This window comes from Clostridioides sp. LIBA-6622, assembly GCF_056716095.1.
In genome coordinates this window covers 2,499,208-2,518,368 of record NZ_CP196998.1, presented here as the reverse complement: position 1 = coordinate 2,518,368, position 19,161 = coordinate 2,499,208, and the positions used below count along the sequence as shown (strand labels likewise).

Below are 19,161 nucleotides of genomic sequence, written 5' to 3'. Positions count from 1 at the left end.
ATATCAGTAAATATAACTTTAAAAATATACTACTAGATTAAATGAGGTGATTTTATTGGGTGTTTTACCTTCAGCAACACTACTTACAAATGAATTGAAGTTGCATGATTTCAAAGGTGTTAAGTTATCAGTTACATTTGGAGATGCTGACTTAAATGATGGATATTCGTATGCAAAAATGAATTTTAGAGCAAATGATATTAAATTTGATTGGTGGATAGATAAACCAAGATTAAATATTATAACAAGTGAATTAACTTTAAATGATAAAAAAGTCTGGAGCGAGTTAAATCAAGGACCTAATAGTGGATTAAATGCAGATTGTCTAGATGGATATCATGCTATTGATTTTAAAGATAGATTAGGATACAACCATTTTAAACATGCTGTAATGGTGTCTAATAAAAGATATATCAAAATAGCTACATTTACTCCGAGAAGAGTTGGAAATGCTCCTGATTTTTCTACAGATGGTAAACTTCCATATCAAGGTATATTTGCAAATAGCATGGTAGCTAAAATGAAAAATGAAGATTATATTGATGAATTTGTTAAATCTACATCTGATTACATAGACTACACAAAGCCTAATATAGGGAAGTTTGACCATACTGATATGATGACAGAAGGAATTTACAACTCACTATTTAGAGGTTCCATAACTCTTCTTAAAGGAAATAATCCAACTACTATGGATATTCATATTGGTTTGTTTGAAGACCCTACAAACAAAAATAAGGATGGATGGACTTGTACAAATAAGTTTTTTTATGTGTCATTACATGATGAAAAATTACCATTTATAAACGAAGATTTATCTTCTAAAGAAACTTTAATAAAAGAAGATAGAATAACAACACACAAAAATAATGATGTAAAGAATCATTTAAATAACAATATAGAAGATAAAGAAAAAGCAACTATAGAAAAGTTAAATATAGAGGAAAGTGTTTCAACGTATTCAAGTATGACACCACCAAGTGAAAATCATGCACATGAAAGACCTCTTGATTTAAGTGGTTATAAGACTCCTCCAGATCCTAGTAAAAATGACTATAAAGCGGAAAAATTTCCACCATATAAACATGAAGGAGATAGTTATCAAAAAGATATAGATGTATTAAGACTGTATCATGTGAAGTCAGACTCTACAACAGTTGATGGTGTAGAAATAATTACTCATAAGTTTGAATTATATTTAGCTATAGATGAAAAAACAGAAGTACATATACAACCATATATGTCTAATTCTTGTATAGTTCATCAATATCAAAGTCCACTTACAATATCTGGACTTCCTGAGACAAATCATTTTATAAAACCAAAATCGATTTATGATAATAGATATTCTCATATTAGACATAGACATTATGATTATGAGTCTAGATTAGATAAGATTGATAATGAGGTAGAAGAAATTTGGGATACTTTTGATTATTATGTTGTAATAGCTCAAGGAAATGATAATGCTAAAAAAATTCTTATGACAGATGATAATGGAAATGTTTTTTGTTCAAATGATAATATGGAAAGGCATACGGATTATAGAAGAAATGGCTCAAGAGTTTTAGTTAGTGATACAAATAAGTGTATTAGTGAAAGTTCAGTTACAACTAGAGAACTTGCTCAACTTAAAGAGGTAAGAGCCAATGTTCAAGAACAGTTAGATGAACTAAGGGATGATATTGATGATGTTGAGAGAAGAGTAACTTATATAGAGAATGAAATCGATTCTATTAAACGTAGATATGTAAAGAAAAGTGGAGATACCATGACTGGTAATCTTATTATGGAAGATTCTTATATAGTTATATCTGATGAATATGAAAGAAGAAAAGTGGCATTACGTGGGGATACAGGAAATGGAAGTAATATAGAAGGAGATGAAAATATAGAACATTTTTGTCTGTATGATAAGAACAAAAATAGAAAAATATTTTCATACAGACCAGAAGATGGAGGAGGAGGGTGTATTTGGTTTTATAACAATGGAATTAGATTTGGTGATGGCGATGGAAAACCAGGACCAAAGCTAAATATTTGCTATTTTCCACCTACAACTAGTGAACCATTTAAACCACCTAAAATAGGAGATATATGGATTAAAAATGAGCCTCAAAAAAACGCAGATGCACTTAATAAAAAATATCCTTTAGGAGTTTATACATGTACTAAAAGTGATGGGATATTAGAAGAACGACCTAATAATGCAGATGAAAATTATAAACGCAAATATATAACTGAATGGACTTTACTTCCAAAGTATTTATAGTGCTTAGTCATATATTTATTTAAAATAATATCTTATTCATAATTTTTGAAGTTATGAATGAGGTATTTTCTTTATTTATATGAAAATTACTAATATAATGAAAAATATTGAACAAATTCAGATATAAGTAAGGTATATTAAGAATGAAAGTGATTTTACAAAAATAAAATGGAAAAGAGGTGAGCTTATTTGGAACATCCCAAGATAAATATATGTAAATCTACAGAAGGAAATTTAGTACACTATATTTACAGATTTAAAAATATTTTATCAGAAACAGAAATAGAAGAATACCTAAATAATCAAGACCCAATTATAGAAATATTAGAAGAAAATGCTGATATAGAATCGACTAACATCAAAGATTTTTTACTTAGTAGAAATGATTTTCCAAAAGGATATAATGGATATACTGAATTTACGTTACCATTTGAAATAGTAATTCCGTTTAAAAAATTAATTGTAAATTTAAAAAATGATTTATCCTCAGTACCTCAAGAAAAAATAGAAATACAATTAAGTTCATACCAAACTATATCAAGAATTTTATTTAAGAAAAAAACTGATTATAATGAATATGAGACATATAGAACTATAACAGAACAATATGAAATTGACGATATAATAAAGATTAGAAATAATAATGGATTTCTAATAAAAAAATCCAATGTTGAATACAATAAAGTTACCTTAGATTTTTCTATAGATATAGTTACATATATAGATATACATGCACATGGAGTATTTGACCCAGTAGTATCTACAATAGAAGGTAAAAACTACACCTTATTTTACCAGAAAAAAGAAGAACAAAAGAATAAATATGAGTACAGAGTAATAAGTAAACTTCAAGATGGATTTATTTCAGAACTATCAAACGTAGGAGTTTGTGAATTACATGAAAGTCCAGATGAAATAATTCAAGTATTAGAAGTAAAAGAGGATGACACTAAAATAACCAAATGGCAAGAGATAAAGAGAGAAAAAGTATCAAAAGATATAAATATCAATAATGATGACTTATATAGTAAAGTAATAAATACTATAACTAGTCAAGAGATACATTCAGATGATTCCACTTTAATAACTGATGGAATAAGATATGTGAAATTACCAAATATATGGCATAAAGATAAAAGAGAATTATTTTATAGAAAATCTAGAACTTTTAGGATGAAAAACATATACAAAAACATATCAACAGACTATTGTAAACCAATAATATTTCAAGGTAAATTTGAAATGTTAATTGATAAAATGCTCATTTACAGAAAAGATGTAACAACTTTAAGTGTAGATGAGCAGAAAAAACCAGTTGATATGAAAGATAAAAATGCCACAATATTTAAAAACTACATAAGACAAGGCGGTAAATACTATAATGACTATATAAATAATATAGAAGATAATGATACAATTGAGATGGTTGTATTAAATTCTAGATATCCACTTCTATCAATAAAGGATTACTGCTTTTATTCAAATAAGTATAACTACACCATATATTTATATGATGAGAAAGGAAATATATCAGACCCAGTAGTGGCTGTATTATAGGTGTACATATGTATGACAATATCAATAATCTTGCAAAAATATATACAGAAAATACAATAACTTTTTCAAGGATAAAAAGTTTAAAATGTTTAAGTTATAAATTATATGTAAAGGAAAAAATAGGAGAGAAGTGGAAAAATTATTTATTGGCAGAAATACCAAATCCAAAGGTTGAAGTTCCATTAAATGAAAGTAAAGTGCTAGAGTATAATTCAAATCAAAAGTGGTATGTGTCCAAGGAGATAAGTGGAGTAGGAAGTAAATATATACGAGTTAGTGTAAATAATATAGAATTAGATAGAAATAGTTATACATTTAATTCTAAGTTTAAAATTTTATATATTCATATAGAACTTTCTCCTACAGACTTTGTTGAAATACAATATCAAGTTGATAAGATAAAATACGTGCATAAAACTTTAAATAAGTGTGAGTATAGTGTAATACCTGTTTTTAATAAACAATATTTGACAGGGCAACACTCTATATTATAGGTGAACTATGAGTGAAAATTTTGCTAAGATTTCAAGAAAAAATATAATAGATAAACTATATACCGATAAAGATATAGTTAAAAATTCATCTAAAAATGACATATCTTACTATTCAGATAATTTATTTTTTGATAGAATTTTATTTAATTTCGATAATAATAGATATGCAAATTCCTTATTTATAAATGAATTTAAAAATAAGGAATTTTCTGATGTCCTAAATAGTGCAAATATAAAATTTAATTTTGATAAAACTTGTATATCTTTAAGTGAAGATAGTAGTTTTGGAGAATATAATTCAGTTGATATTTATACTCATGAACATAAAAGTTCATCATTAAATAATTTTTTTCTGCTTGTGGATCAGTATATACCAAATGGGTCAGAAGTTATATATTATCTAATAACTGATAAAAAAGAAGTATTTCAGATAAGAGCAAATAATACTGTACCATATACTATACAAAAAGAGGAAGATATACCTAAAACTATAAAAATAAGAGCTAAGATATGGTCAAATTTGGCAGGAGAATCACCTGAAATTAATGCAATAGCCCTTCTCTATAATGATGATTTTACAGAAGCACAAATGGGTTTAATTAATCCTGACTTAGGAAGACTTCCAAATACTGAATATCCAGATTTAAATGATGTAACAACTATATTAAGAGACCCCAAAAGTGATGACAAGCTAATAAAAGTAAGTAATGCTACTGAAGATGTATTACTTAATTATAGTGAAGAAGGAACTTTAGATACTATAAATATTTATGAGACTGTATCAGGAGATAAAAAAGAAGATATTTATCTTATATATGATGATTATGAAAATAGTGATAAAGAAGTCGAAAAAGTCTTGATGCAAGTTATAAGTAAGAAAAAATAGTGATACATATAAACAATATGGTGAGTTGGTGAGATATGAGAATACAACAGAAAAAAGATAACATTTATGTAAAAGGGTTAGATAAAGTTGATGCATATCTAATAAATATAATTCAAAGATATTTTGAATATGATGGTAAAAAAGTTCTAGGTTCTAAAGAGCAAATTATAGATGAGGTCATTCAAAGAGTTAAAGAAGAATTAATATTACCTCAAATTCAAGATTTATTGGAAGCATTTTTACTAAAAAGAGGAATATCATTTGAGGAAAATAAAGTGATAATAACTAATAAAGATTTAATAGTTATAAATGGACAAATAAAAGAAGATAAAAATACTGAATGAACATAAAACCACAAAATATGTAGAGGAGGAAACTTTGTGCAAGATTTTGAAGAAGACAGATATATCATTTCAAAAGAAAGTTTGGAAGGATATATTATGGAAAGTGGTGTTATCATAGGGAAAAAGTTAACTAGAGAACTAGAATTAATGGATGAAAATATGTATGAAGTTCATAAATTATCTTTGTGGATTAAGTTGATAAAGGAAGGTATTAGACCACTTAAATGGAAAAAATCAGAATGGGATGGTACCAGAATAGAATTTGAAATAATGAAAACTAAAGAAGATGTACAAACGGCTATAAATGAATTAATTGATATACTTGATAAATGTTGCGAAAAGTATAAATTAAAGGCTGGAATATAATATGATAGATACTAAATTGAATATAAATAAAATAAAAGATGAGATTATAGAAGAAATTGTAAGTCAAATAGCATCAAATTGTTCAACAGATGAAGAAAGAGAAATTTTAGAAAATGAATTCAAGACAAAAATTAAAAACAATATGCTAATATCAAGTCTAAATGAGCATGAAATAAATATTAAATCTCAATCAATTAACAAGACTATGAATGAATTATACATAGATTTACTAACCAGTTTTGGCATAGTTAATTCAATGAGTGAGTTACTATCAAAGTATGATAGTATCAGTACATCATACATAAATAGTATAACAACTAAGATAAATCAAATAAAAGATAAATTAGAGAGTTGTAGGTATTCTACTTCATTCAAACATATGTCTAAATTTATAATAGAGAGGTTTAGAAATTCAAATAATTTTGATAAAAGTAGAGAAATTCAAAAAGATAGAGACGGGCAATGGATACTAGAAAAGTGTTATGTTAGCTTTGATGAAAAGGAAAATACACTGACATTGCCATTTTTAAAACGAGATAACATGTTGAGGTATGATAATAAAGTATCTACAGCATGTTTAAATTATGGATTTCAGCTGGGTGAAGGGTTCATACAATCTTGTAATAATGAAACATCTCTTGAAAATGCTATAGATGGAAATCCAACCTCATTTTGGAGTGACACAATACTGTCAGATGCTCCATTAAATGTTTCGTTTGAAAATAGTAAACCACAAGCTATATATGTAAGAGATAATTATTTTTATGGGATAGACTCTGGTGCAGTTTGTGATCTTGAACTTAATTTTGAATCTATCAATAAAATAAATGAGATAAATCTTACACCATTTACAAAATATCCTATTGATATAGTAGCTATAAGATACAAAGTGACAGATGATGAAGATGAAGCATTAATGGAACTAGTAACACCAGATAATAAAGATAAAACATTAAAAAGTGTTTTTACAAGAGATAAAATTACATTTAGGTTCCCAGATGTAATATGTAAGAGAATATACATATTATTTACACAGAAACATTATATAAGAGAGACATATATATATAATCCAACTGAAATAAATAAAAGTTTACTTTGGTTTAATAATAAAAATGATAGAAAGGAAGAAGTGAGTAAAGCTGTATTTAAACCAGTATATTATGACAGGGAAATGACTAATTCTTTATGGCAAAAAATGAATGATGGAATATTGTCATCTTTTTATGATGAGTTACTGCCTGAAATAGTCGGAAATGACAAGTTAAATCATAAGATATTAAAGTATGAATACAACTATGGTTTATATGATATAGGATGTTATAATAATCATTTTGACAGGACAGGTGTTTATATAAGTAAATCTATAAATTTAAATTCTAATATAAAAAGTGTACATATAATAACTGACGAATTACATCCTAGAAATTCATTTGGAAAAACTGTTACTGATATAGAATATTATATTACTACCTCTGATAATCCAGAAACTAAAGACTGGATTCCTATATTACCAATGAATAAGGATGTTATAGAATCTGAACTTTTATTTATAACAGGGAGTACTAGAGCTTATTTTAGATTTGAGGCAGAAACTATTTATAAAGTAATGAAAGATGGAGAAGAGATACCTTTAAACAGTGAAGAATTCTATATACATAAAAATCAAAAAACTGGATTTTTTTACTGCATTCAGATATTTAACTATGATTATAATGCAGTATATAGTATAAGCTATAAGCCTGTTTTTGGCAGCGATTCTGTAGATTTATCATCAAAATTAGAAACAACTATAGAATCTTTTAAGGGAAAAAATAAATCGAATTTTGAACTTAAATATAGGCCATTCACAGAATCTGATACTGATTATTGTGATGTGAAAATTGTAGATACATTAACTAGTAATATTAGCTGTGAAATAGAAACCATAAATGTAACAGATATATCAGATAATGGTAGTAGTTATAAGAACTTTAATAATTTAGATGACAAATTTCAATTTTATGTATTTGAGAATTTAATCTATTTTAATAAAGAGATAGAAAGTAAGTATATGATAGATATATCATATAAGCATTTAGTATCAAAAATAAAACTAAAAGCATTATTTAGAAGAAATACAGTTAAAGATGGATGGTTAACACCTGTTTTAAAAGAAATAAAATATATGATAGATACATTTTAAAGGTGATAATATGAATAATTATAAATATAGAAAGCCGAGTATATTGTTTGAAGAAAGAATTAAAATTTTAATAGAGGATTTAAATAGAGATTTTGATTCTGGGAAAATCAAAACGAAAACAGAGTATTTTTATGAATTTAAAAATATGATTATCGATTTTTACAATAAACTTGGAAAACCATTATTTGAATTCCATGAGGCAATAGATATACCATCATTTTCAAGTTATAGTGATATGTTAAAAAAAGCCAAATATGATATGAATATTTTAATATGTAGTTATAGGGAAATTGGAGATAACTTACAAGTATATTTTAAAGATGTTGAAGAAGAGGCTGACCTATTAATTGACAAATTAAATCGTATAGTAATAGATACAAATGAACTAGAAAAAAAAGTAGACTCCTTGAAAACTGTCAGTAATATGATTTATTCGGATGATTTTACGAAAATTATTAACAGAAATAGCTTAAACAATGTTTCTTGCAGTGTATTAAATGGGGCACTAACATTAGCAACCATATCGAGTAAATGTGCAAATGATAATATAACTATACAAATTTCAGATGTATCAAATGGCTTTCCTGGAAATACACATGAAATATATCCATCTTATAATAAAATAAAATATATTGGAGAAGATGATCCCCATATATATTTATCGGATATGTTAGATGGAAATGCTGATACTTGGTTTGAGTTTGAAATGTATAATTTAGAAGATGATGTAAAAATAAAAACTGCAATGGTTGGATTTAAGTATAAAGAAGGCATAAGTTGGATAAATGATGATAAGATTTTAAAATTACATTTTAAGATTATTTTAGATATTCCTGTTAATATAAATTGGTTTAAAATTTCTGGAATATCAAAACAAAATGTCAATCTACACAATCCTATAATAAAAAGAATAATTGTAAGAGATGAATATGAGAATGTTCAAATATTACAACTAAATCAATATTTAGATGAAGAAAATGTAATAACCTTTAAATCAAGTATAGTTAAAGAAATTTTAGTTGAATTAGAACAAGAAGACAGTAATTTTACTAAAGTATGTAGAGAGTATTTTTTAAATATAGACCCAACTAAAATTCCATATTTTTTTTATGATAATAATAAAGATTATATACAATTTGATAAACCTCAAAAAAGTATAGAGATTATAGGTCTTAAGTATAACCATGATAATAAAAATATAATTTATCCATCTACAAAATCAATAAATAATTTTTCAACAAGAGAGTATGTGAAATCTCAATTATTTTATAAAAACATAAGTGAAGATAATTATAAATTTCAGTATGAAGGAGTAAGTGCAAAGAGATATGTCATAGGTATAAAAAATATTGAACTTAAGTATAAGGTTTATGATAAGCAAGGAGTATATCTATCAAAGAAATTTTTATCAACTGAAAATATAAGGTCAATTACTTTGGATTCTAAAGATTACATACCTAGGAGCTTTATGGAATATTTAGATAAAAACAAAAAAATTGATGATTATATCAAATACTATATAAGTTTTGATGATGGTTCAGTGTGGACTAGAATAAGACCAAGGAATAGGGTTGAATATGGTTCTTGTACAATAGTTATAAATAGCAATATATCAACTATAAATAGAAATAAAAATATTACATATGTTGACATGCTTAATGATGTGAGCGAATTTAGGTTAAAAATAGAGTTAGATAGACCAAATGAAATAATTGATGAGTCGCCTATAGTATATAATTATAGGATAGATGTAGGTCCGGAGGAAATTATATGATGAACATTCAAGAGTATCAATTAAAAATTAAAGAAGAAGAAATAATAAAAAAACTTTTGAATAATGGTGAGTTAGTAACTTTTTACGAAGTGAATAAGTTTATAAGTGAGTTTTTTGAAAAAAAAATAATTGGATTACCATATTTTAAGCCATTTATATTATTCCCATATCAAAATTCAGATAAAAAGCAATTTAATACTATGTTTAAAAATATAGAATATGATTTGAACTCGATTTATGAAGTACATAACCATCAAGTAGAATCTTCTATAGAGACTATAAACAAATATAACCTAGAAATGATAAATATATATAATGAAGCCAATAAGGTTATTGCTTATTCAGAAATAGCAAATGAATTTTCTAGCAAAAAAAAATCATATTATCCTTATGTTATAACTTTTAATACACTTGAAGATACGAATACTATTAACTTAGTAAAAAATAATATACCTAAGTCAACTTGTGAAATAGATTACAATACTTCTACACTTAGAAACGAACTTCATTCAACCCCGAATGACAAAATAGATTTGAGTAAATCAAATTTGAAAGTATTGCTAAATGGACAAGCGATAGGTTCAAATACAAATATAAATTTGATACTAAATGAGGCTCTTAATAAAAATATATCATTAGACATAACACCAATAAAAAATGAAACTCAAATAATCACAATAGACTTGGAGTTAGATGATGTTAAAACCGCATCTAGAATTGAACTTAGTGGCTATTCACTACAGGATACCACTATAACATTATTAATTTCTTCTGATAACAAAAACTTTAAAGAAAAGCTTAAATATAAAGGAGAGAAAAATAATATATGGAGGTTTAACAAAGAAGATATCTTAGCAATTAAATTTATAATAGAAAAATGTGAAATTGGTCAAGAAGGGTTAGATAACTTAGGTTCATTATTTGTATTAAATAATATTTCAATTTATAATGATAAATACTCTAAAACTAGTGTGTACACAAGTAATAGAATTAATATTGATGAACCTATATCAAAAATAACTTTAAATCCTCAAAATAAAGTGCCACCAATGACAAATATATCATATTTCTTAGGTATAGAAGACAAGGATAATAGTGTAGAGTGGAAGAGTATAAAACCAAATATTGCTTTAGACTTAAACCTCTTATATAAAGAAGAAAAATTACTTAATTACTATACATCTGATTTATTTGGAAGACGTGATTTTGATATACAATTAAAAAACTTTTTATTTTATGTACAACAACTTCCAGAGTATGTAAATTTAAATTCTATTGAAATGAGAACAGGACATTCTCAATGGCTTATTGAGAGGTTAGATGTAAGCGATAAATATAATCAAGAATATCCAAGTTCATTGAGGGTATCTATAAATGACTATGCAAAGCATAGAGTCACTGGAATAGCCCCGATGGATGCAAATACAATGGAGATAATGTGTAAAAATACATGGAATTATATAGTGATGAGTCAGTATATTAATTGTCTTGAAGAAACTATAATAGAAAATAAATACTTTAGTTTTAAGAAAGACAAAGAAGTGTTTGATGTAGTTGTACTTGTGAATGGAAGACAAGTGTTTAAAAAAGATAATAAATATGCATTTAAGTTGAAAAAAGGAGAAAATAAACTTCAGATAATGTTTTTACTTGGTGAATTAGATTTATCAAAATCAGTAAAAACCATTAAGCATAATTTTAATTTAATGCCTCATAGTGATTCTATATTTGCGGGTTCAAAGATGGAAAGAATAACATATAATTCTTTAGTGAAAAATATAAGTAATCATTCTCTTAAGTATTATGCAATAAAATCTATGGATAATATGGATAGTGTAGTTATAAAATTTGACCCCAATTATACACTTAGTCCAGATGACCCTGTTAATATTGAATTAAAAGAAAAAAAGACTCCACAATATCAAAGACCAGATATAAAAATTAATACAGCTGAGTACTTTAGAATATTTGTAAAATATAAACATATGTTATCAACAACAATTGAAAAGTTAAAATCTAGGGATGATAATAGTTTAATAAGGTGTAGAGTAATGGCAAAATTATCTACATCAGATATATCTGTCACTCCTGTAATCAATAATATAAAGGTGGTGGCTGAATAATGTCTATAACATTATATACGAAGTCTTCTGATAGAGAAAATAAAGTTAGTTTAAAATGGGAGAATACATCAAGTTCACCACATTTGTACAGAGTATTTAGAAAAAAAATAGGAGATGATTTTGGTAATTCTGTTGATGAAGTATTTCAACCTATTTCTGTATGTGAACTAGAAAGATTAGAAAGTGACATAAAGGTATTAAATATACATCCAAATATAGGAGAAGAGATTAGTTTTAAATGTTATAGAGGTATTACATGGACTATTAAAAAGTCTGCTTCTTTAAAAAAATGGATGGAAGAGCCTTGTAAGGAAGATGCAAGAGGATATGGTCTAGCTAAGATAAATGTAACTCCTATATCAAATAGAGAATTTTGCGAAAACCCAAATAGTTTTTTAAAAGATAGTAGGGGGATGTATATTTATGATGTAATAGTTATCGGATTTTCTAGTGGAGAAGATGACATTGATGAAAATAAATTAAACAAAATAGGACTAGATGCTATATTTGAATTTATGAAAACAAATAGAAGTGTTATTGCGAGTCATGATTTAATTTCATCTATATTTAGAGAAGATGAAAGTTTGAATAAATTAAGAGAGCTTTTTAATATAAAAGTTGGAAAATGGAAGAATGATAGTATATTTTTTGATGAAGACCACGGATTCACAAGTTCTGTATGGGGGAATGAAGCAGTTATAAATAAATCAGATTCTGTTACATTATATCCCTGGAATATGGGGAATAATGAAGAAAAAATAAAAATATCATATACTCATACTACGTCGAATTTTGCTTATGGAGATGTATGGTTTAATATAATACCACAAAAAACAGAGGGAAATTCAAATTGGTCTACTTTACAAGAAAAAGCATCTTCATATTATCTTACAACGTGGAATAATACTGCTATGATTCAAATCGGACACAATATAAATGATATTGAAGATATAGAGGAATATGAAAAAAGAATATTGGCAAATACTATTTTTAGAATGAAACAACTGACTGAAAATATGTCTGTTGAAGATAAGCCTGGAGATACATCTACTCCAATCAAACCAAGTATAACAAATCAGTATACTACTGAAGATAGAAAAGTCATTTTTGAGTATACTTCTACAGATACAGGAAGTATATATCAATATTATGTAGAAGGAGTAGATTTAAGTTCAAAGGTAGTAACAGAATCAAATGTAGCCACAACAATAGTTACTACAGGCATTAAAGAGTACAATTGGTGTTTACATCCTGTAGAAAGTGATATCAATCCAATCATCTTAGATAATTCACCTATTATATATAATAAGACTAAAAGAGAAACAATTATGACACAACCTCTTCAAAAAGGATATTATATGTTTAGAGTTTACACAATTGATTATTCAGGTAATAAATCTAATGTAGAAAGTAAGATTTTTCATGTAGATGGTAAAGCAGATGACGCTTCAAATAGAGTATTGGATGAGGTTCCAAATGCTGTAAGGTTTAATAATAGGTATAGAGGAGCACAAGAAAGTTATAAGATAAGTTCAATGTATCATCAAGCAAAACATAATATAAGAAAATTAAGTGATAAGATAGATAGATTAGAGGCAATGAAAGAAGAAGCATTCATAGATTCAAATTATAGCTATGGAAGTTTTATAGACATAATTTGTAATATACAAGAAGAAATAGACACATTTTATGATGTAAGGGGGGATTAGATGAATAAAGTAGTTATTAATAATTTACCAGTATCAAATAGAAAAGATTTTGGATATAAAGCTATAAATACAAGTTCAATGCATAATGATAACCAGAATAACATGCTAAATGATATACTAGATTTATTTAATAAAACTAATGAGATAGAACGTATGTTGAATAATAATATAAGTTTAATAAAACTCGAAAATGCTCAACTTGAAGCGGTTAACTCAAATTTAATACAAAAGTATAATCAGTTATTAAATAAGTATATTGATGTAGAAAAATATAATAAATTCAGAAGAAAAATAATATTACCTCAAGATTGTAAGTCTGATGAGAGTACATTTGGAGCGATAATAAACAATATAACATCAGATATAACTATAAGACCTTCAAAAAAGATTTCAAAATTAGCCGTTTTCGATGATGTATCAAATTCCATTTTTATTCCCAAAAGTCTTTCAGTTAAAACAAAAATTACTAGTTTTGGTGTTATATCAGAACAGGACAATGATGTATATGCTCCTTTTTCTAAAGATAACAATCTATATTGGATAAAGAGAGTTGTTACAGGGAATTCTGTTGATTTCTTGGACACAGAGTATGAGATTACTCTTCCAGAAGATATTATGACTACACTAGAAATGAATGAAATATACATACATCCGTTTTTATGTAGTGTAAAAAATATATATACAAGATTTGGAGATTCTAGTTATTGGGAAGAAGTGGAAGGAATTGAATATCATTCAGCAATAACGCAAAATAATTTAACAAATGAATTTTCAAATTCAGTTAGAGCATTTAGAATAAACTTTCCTAACAAAAAGGTTAATCAAATAAAAATAGTTTTAAGAAGTTATAGTTATGAGGAATGTGAAACAAATTTAAGAACTTTTATTTATGGTATAAAGTCATTAGGAGCATATATAAATTATTATAATAATTATGAATCATCTACTTTTAGCTTTAAATGTAACATTGATGAAAAGAGAGATGTGATGATTACAGGGATAACACCACACTTTAATAATAGTAATGATGGTGGAAAGTATTCTAAAGATTTTATATTTGATATATATTATGAAGATAAAGGTGAATATTATCATAAAATAGTAGATGATTTTCCATTTAAACCTCCTAGTCAAAAACTAATGTTTAAATGTAGGATAGGAGAAACTTATAGTGAAATAAACATAAAGAGTATTGACATAAATTATACTTATTATGGAGGGGATTCAAAGCATTTTTAAGTGTGAATGACTGTATTTAATATTTTGCATATGATATAATTAGTAGTACAAATTTGGAGGTGGTACTTTTGATTGTGTTTATGTAAGATTTATAATAAAGTGTTTTAAAATTTTGTCTTTATAGAAGACTTTTTTTTTGTTTATGAATTGTCGATTGTGACAAGTGACCTATATACTCTTATACTTAGATTTATTATTAAAACAGTAGGCAGAGTGATATTGAAAATTAGGAGGTGAAAACTATGCATTTATTATATAAAAATAAAAGTGACATAAAAACAGTAACTAAAATAGTTAATCTTATTTTTAAAATCATTGATGAGTTAAAGTTATTTATTAATAATATATTGATATGTAATATAAATAAAGAAGATTTAAGATATTATTTCTTGCAGTTTGATTTACAAAATAAAAACTTGTTATTTAATGTAAAACTTTACAATTCAATTACAAAGACAGTTGTTATAAAAAGTTATGTATTAACAGATTTAATAAGAGACTGTGAAAGTAAAAAAATAGAATTGAAATTAAACCATGATATTAAAAATATGATATTAAAATCAAAAGAGAATGTACATAAAGATATTACAGAAGTTTATATATGATTTTATTAAACTTATGGAGGAGAAACATGAATTTTACTATTGATAAAAATATAGAAAATTGTATCACAAAAGGAAGTGGAGTTCCAAAACCACCAAGAAAGGGAGAGCTAATGATATGTCAAATATGTAACAAGCCAATAATGCCAGAACAATTTTCTATAGATGAATATAAAAAAAAGAGAGAATTTAAGTGGCATATACATCCAGAATGCTTTGAATACATAGATAAATTGGCAGACAAATCAGTTCCTGGTTTACTCAATGAAAGAAAATGTTTATTTGATTAAATATTTTTTAATATAAATGTATAGTTTTATAATCTTAATAGATAAGAAGTAATAATATAATGCTAAGAAGGTATATAATATGAAAAAAAAAATAAATTATAAAAATAATTTGCAAAAATATGGAATGAATGAGTATCAAAAAATACATGAATTGGTATATGAATTACAAGCTGGTTCAAAAGATGCAGCACAGGAATTAATTAATTCGTTTAGAACAATGCTAAATAAATATATTTCTTTAATAATATATGGACAATATTCTATAGAAGATTACTCAATAAGAAGTTTTATTAAATTATTTGTAGAAGAAGAACATGAACGATTGAAAATAAATTCGTATTTTGTTAATGGTCATGGTCAAATGATTGCAGATAAGACAGTTGCAAAAATAGTTGGGATATTTTCAAATAATGATAAAGAAGACATACAGCAAGAGATATGTGCTATTTTTTTATCGATGTGCCATAAATATAAAGATACAAAACCGTCTTTTCACAATTATGTAAAGCGAAATTTTCATTATTATGTTTTTAGAAATTTAGAAAAATTATCTAAAGACCCTGTAGCAAGAGGTCTATATTATCAGAAAAAGATATTCAAGATATATGATTCTGACCAACAGTTACCAATAGAAGAAACTATTTGTGATAAAAATGCACAAAAAGAAATAGATGAAGTGCTCGATTATGTCGAGCTTTTTTATAATCTACAATTGTCAATTGCGATAATTGAAAAAGACATGACTATAAATATATATGATGAAGAATTTTTAAATAATAATTGGATTAATGGAATTACATGTTCTAATATATTTAAAGATCTTACAACATTTGAAAGACGAATACTAGTGATGTGGTATATGAAGGATAATACTGATTCAGAAATAGCAGAGATGTTTGGGCTTTGCAGAGGGACAATAAATAAAAAAAGAGCTTGTGCAAAATCTAAATTGAAAAAGGCTGTTAGGTTAATTAATTACTTAAGTGAATGAGAATTATTACTTATATGAAATTTAGACCACTCTAACTTAAAGAGTGGTCTTCTTTTGGATTATTCTAATTCATTTGCAATAGTATTATAAAAGTTTGCCGACTCTATTAGCATCTGTTTAAACTCAGCAGACCTTTCATTGTAGTAGATTCTTCCTTTTTCAGTTATCTTATAGAGTTTTTTACGTTCTTTTTTTGTTGCAACTTCAATAAGACCTTTTGTGAGCATTTTTTCTATTATTGGATACATGGTTCCATTACTAGGTTTCCAAGATAAATTAAAACTACCTATGTAATCTGTAACTTCCTTCCCATAAACACAATCGTCTTTTTTTATCATTAAATTTAACGTGTATAGCTCTAAAAATATACCACTAGAAAATTTATTGTCATTTTCTTTTGTATTTACTGCTTTCATACCCATTGTTGAATATTTCATATATTTTCTCCTTTTAAATATTATTTTTATAAATTCTGATAGAGTATTAATAGACAATTTACATGATAAATAATTTACATTATGTATTTGAATAATATAATTGAATCTACACTATGAATTTTAATTTATATATTTTATATAACTTTTATATGTGCTTGATTATTATTATATAACATCAAACAGTCGCAAACAACAATTAATAAGTTATAAAATGCTTGGCTTTATGCTATAAGTAAAATTTAAAATGAAGGAATGGTGAATAAATATGTGTAATAAAGATATACAAGAAGAAACTATTTTAGAACAAATAAAAAAAATAAATGAAGAAGACAACAAGATAGTTACTAATATAGTAGATAATATTATAAATAAGATTTATGATGAAATCAATAATAATGAAAGCTTTAGTCTAAAACATGGTTTTTTAACTGTAGGAAGGTTACTAGTTATTTTAGCACAATCATTATGCGATAATGAAGAGCATTTTTCAAAAGAGTGTGATTTAGCAAAAGATATGGTTTTGGATAAGATTATGGAAGCTATTATGCCAAAAGGTGATTATGAAAAAATCATAGATGAGGATTTTGATATAGAGAATTTATCAATAAGAAGAATAATGCTTGCGCTTGGAATAGCTGTAGATTATATTATATGGAAAACTGACTTAGCAAAAAATTATCAAGAAAATAGTAATAAGTAGCTATATACTAAATAAGAGTTTTGACAAAGTAATATTTTATATGGCAATATAAAGGTATAGAAAGTATTAGGAGGAACCTTGAGTGTTAAAAAAGTTGTTTGGTATTATGAAAAAAAGACAAAAATTTGATGAAGCAAAAGAAGAAGGTGAAATAGTATTAAAAAATGAAGAAGAATTATATAAAGAAGAGTTAATCGAAAAAGAACAAGTATTAATTGATAAAAAAGAAGTTGAAGTTTTAGAACAAGAAATATTTTCATCTGATGAAGATGATAAAATTTTAGGCAAGGAAGATATAGTATGTAGTTCTAAAAGTGAAGTATCATATATAAAAGAAACAAATGTTAATAATGATAATAAAATATTGGATAAAGTGGAAACAGTAATTATTGATAAATATATAAATGATGAATACATAAGTGATGAAGACAAGGAAAAGTTAATTGAAAATAAAAAAGATGATTCAAAAAAAGTTGAAGAACTTGAGCAAGGAGAAAGTTGTGTTTTATTAAAATATGATATTGAAGAAAAACAAATAAGTGAAACAAGTGAATCTTTGACAGAAGAAGATTTAGATTATATAAAAGAAATAAAAATAAAAAGGGGAAAAAGTATAAAAGCAATAAACTTGTATACTAGAGAAGAAAATATTTTCGATACACATATACAATGTAGCAAAGACCTTAAAGTCCCCCTAGGATATATAAGAGAAAACTTGAAATATGGATATATGGATTATTTTGGCGATGCCATAAAATATCTAAGTAAAGTATTAAATATAGAAGAGTATTGTAAAAATGAATGGAGCTATTTGGAAAATAGTAAATCTCCATCTGAGATATTTAATATTCTAAATGATAAGATATTTAGTACAAGACTTTCTGATAAAAAAAGGAATGAAATTTTAACCAATGACAAAATTGAGGCATTAAAAATGAATTATAAATTTGAATGTATCGATGAGGAGTATGATGAATATTTTAAAAAATATAAGTCTATAATCAAAAGAGGTGGAAAGAAAAAGATTGAATTAGTAAATAAAAAAGGTGAAGTACTAGAGATATTTAAGTCTTTAGAAGAATGTTCTATTTATTTGCAAAAAGAAAAAAATGAAGTTATACAGATGTTAAAGTATGGAGATACAAAAGTAGGAAGAAATTTTATAAGATATAGTTTGAGGAATATTTAATTTCAT

At 25.7% G+C, this 19,161-nt stretch carries 17 protein-coding genes; 16 read left to right on the top strand and 1 reads right to left on the bottom strand.

Translation table 11 applies throughout. From position 1 onward, the window contains the following. Positions 1 to 55 precede the first annotated feature (55 nt). The 14 genes from ACTG47_RS12015 (at position 56) to ACTG47_RS11950 (ending at position 16,829) form a co-directional block, all read left to right on the top strand. Positions 56 to 2,272, top strand: a complete 2,217-nt coding sequence (locus ACTG47_RS12015; RefSeq protein WP_479924721.1) for a hypothetical protein — start codon at positions 56 to 58, stop codon at positions 2,270 to 2,272. 189 nt (positions 2,273 to 2,461) lie between these two features. Continuing rightward, complete coding sequence (locus ACTG47_RS12010) at positions 2,462 to 3,829, top strand: hypothetical protein (RefSeq protein WP_479924720.1); 1,368 nt, start codon at positions 2,462 to 2,464, stop codon at positions 3,827 to 3,829. An 8-nt stretch (positions 3,830 to 3,837) separates the two neighbouring features. Then, positions 3,838 to 4,323, top strand: a complete 486-nt coding sequence (locus ACTG47_RS12005) for a hypothetical protein (protein ID WP_479924719.1) — start codon at positions 3,838 to 3,840, stop codon at positions 4,321 to 4,323. A 7-nt stretch (positions 4,324 to 4,330) separates the two neighbouring features. Continuing rightward, positions 4,331 to 5,209 carry a hypothetical protein gene (locus ACTG47_RS12000; RefSeq protein WP_479924718.1) on the top strand — a complete coding sequence of 293 codons (879 nt, stop codon included), beginning with the start codon at positions 4,331 to 4,333 and terminating at the stop codon, positions 5,207 to 5,209. Positions 5,210 to 5,244: 35 nt separating this feature from the next. Beyond that, entirely contained in the window at positions 5,245 to 5,553 is a 309-nt protein-coding gene (locus ACTG47_RS11995; RefSeq protein WP_479924717.1) for a hypothetical protein, read from the top strand. A gap of 36 nt (positions 5,554 to 5,589) precedes the next feature. After that, positions 5,590 to 5,919, top strand: a complete 330-nt coding sequence (locus tag ACTG47_RS11990) for a hypothetical protein (protein WP_479924716.1) — start codon at positions 5,590 to 5,592, stop codon at positions 5,917 to 5,919. Position 5,920: 1 nt separating this feature from the next. Next, positions 5,921 to 8,101, top strand: a complete 2,181-nt coding sequence (locus ACTG47_RS11985) for a hypothetical protein (protein WP_479924715.1) — start codon at positions 5,921 to 5,923, stop codon at positions 8,099 to 8,101. 10 nt (positions 8,102 to 8,111) lie between these two features. Beyond that, entirely contained in the window at positions 8,112 to 9,875 is a 1,764-nt protein-coding gene (locus ACTG47_RS11980; RefSeq protein ID WP_479924714.1) for a hypothetical protein, read from the top strand. Continuing rightward, positions 9,872 to 11,998: a hypothetical protein gene (locus tag ACTG47_RS11975; protein WP_479924713.1), complete on the top strand. Its 2,127-nt coding sequence runs from the start codon at positions 9,872 to 9,874 to the stop codon at positions 11,996 to 11,998. The genes ACTG47_RS11980 and ACTG47_RS11975 overlap by 4 nt, the downstream gene beginning before the upstream one ends. Further along, a complete protein-coding gene (locus ACTG47_RS11970) occupies positions 11,998 to 13,707 on the top strand; it encodes a hypothetical protein (RefSeq protein WP_479924712.1) in 1,710 nt (569 codons plus the stop codon). Before ACTG47_RS11975 ends, ACTG47_RS11970 begins: the two co-directional genes overlap by 1 nt. Further along, positions 13,708 to 14,946 (top strand): hypothetical protein, encoded by a 1,239-nt coding sequence (locus ACTG47_RS11965; protein WP_479924711.1) that lies wholly within the window; start codon positions 13,708 to 13,710, stop codon positions 14,944 to 14,946. It abuts the gene before it with no gap. Between the two features lie 242 nt (positions 14,947 to 15,188). Beyond that, positions 15,189 to 15,551, top strand: a complete 363-nt coding sequence (locus tag ACTG47_RS11960) for a hypothetical protein (protein WP_479924710.1) — start codon at positions 15,189 to 15,191, stop codon at positions 15,549 to 15,551. Between the two features lie 26 nt (positions 15,552 to 15,577). Beyond that, on the top strand, positions 15,578 to 15,838 hold the full coding sequence (locus tag ACTG47_RS11955) for a hypothetical protein (protein WP_479924709.1): 261 nt from the start codon (positions 15,578 to 15,580) through the stop codon (positions 15,836 to 15,838). 79 nt (positions 15,839 to 15,917) lie between these two features. Then, positions 15,918 to 16,829: an RNA polymerase subunit sigma-24 gene (locus ACTG47_RS11950; RefSeq protein WP_169469982.1), complete on the top strand. Its 912-nt coding sequence runs from the start codon at positions 15,918 to 15,920 to the stop codon at positions 16,827 to 16,829. A 59-nt stretch (positions 16,830 to 16,888) separates the two neighbouring features. Here ACTG47_RS11950 and ACTG47_RS11945 read toward each other — a convergent pair whose 3' ends face one another. Next, on the bottom strand, positions 16,889 to 17,266 hold the full coding sequence (locus tag ACTG47_RS11945; RefSeq protein WP_169469983.1) for a PadR family transcriptional regulator: 378 nt from the start codon (positions 17,264 to 17,266) through the stop codon (positions 16,889 to 16,891). A 265-nt stretch (positions 17,267 to 17,531) separates the two neighbouring features. Here ACTG47_RS11945 and ACTG47_RS11940 point away from each other — a divergent pair, with 265 nt between their 5' ends. Then, positions 17,532 to 17,966, top strand: a complete 435-nt coding sequence (locus tag ACTG47_RS11940) for a hypothetical protein (protein WP_479924708.1) — start codon at positions 17,532 to 17,534, stop codon at positions 17,964 to 17,966. Between the two features lie 82 nt (positions 17,967 to 18,048). Then, positions 18,049 to 19,155, top strand: a complete 1,107-nt coding sequence (locus ACTG47_RS11935; protein WP_479924707.1) for a hypothetical protein — start codon at positions 18,049 to 18,051, stop codon at positions 19,153 to 19,155. Positions 19,156 to 19,161 lie beyond the last annotated feature (6 nt).

Coding starts and splice junctions, on each gene's coding strand:
- ACTG47_RS12000 (WP_479924718.1), top strand. CDS start 4,331: ATGAGTGAAAATTTTGCTAAGATTTCAAGAAAAAATATAATAGATAAA.
- ACTG47_RS11965 (WP_479924711.1), top strand. CDS start 13,708: ATGAATAAAGTAGTTATTAATAATTTACCAGTATCAAATAGAAAAGAT.
- ACTG47_RS11945 (WP_169469983.1), bottom strand. CDS start 17,266: ATGAAATATTCAACAATGGGTATGAAAGCAGTAAATACAAAAGAAAAT.
- ACTG47_RS11960 (WP_479924710.1), top strand. CDS start 15,189: ATGCATTTATTATATAAAAATAAAAGTGACATAAAAACAGTAACTAAA.
- ACTG47_RS11995 (WP_479924717.1), top strand. CDS start 5,245: ATGAGAATACAACAGAAAAAAGATAACATTTATGTAAAAGGGTTAGAT.
- ACTG47_RS11955 (WP_479924709.1), top strand. CDS start 15,578: ATGAATTTTACTATTGATAAAAATATAGAAAATTGTATCACAAAAGGA.
- ACTG47_RS11980 (WP_479924714.1), top strand. CDS start 8,112: ATGAATAATTATAAATATAGAAAGCCGAGTATATTGTTTGAAGAAAGA.
- ACTG47_RS11970 (WP_479924712.1), top strand. CDS start 11,998: ATGTCTATAACATTATATACGAAGTCTTCTGATAGAGAAAATAAAGTT.
- ACTG47_RS12005 (WP_479924719.1), top strand. CDS start 3,838: ATGTATGACAATATCAATAATCTTGCAAAAATATATACAGAAAATACA.
- ACTG47_RS11975 (WP_479924713.1), top strand. CDS start 9,872: ATGATGAACATTCAAGAGTATCAATTAAAAATTAAAGAAGAAGAAATA.
- ACTG47_RS11985 (WP_479924715.1), top strand. CDS start 5,921: ATGATAGATACTAAATTGAATATAAATAAAATAAAAGATGAGATTATA.
- ACTG47_RS11950 (WP_169469982.1), top strand. CDS start 15,918: ATGAAAAAAAAAATAAATTATAAAAATAATTTGCAAAAATATGGAATG.
- ACTG47_RS11940 (WP_479924708.1), top strand. CDS start 17,532: ATGTGTAATAAAGATATACAAGAAGAAACTATTTTAGAACAAATAAAA.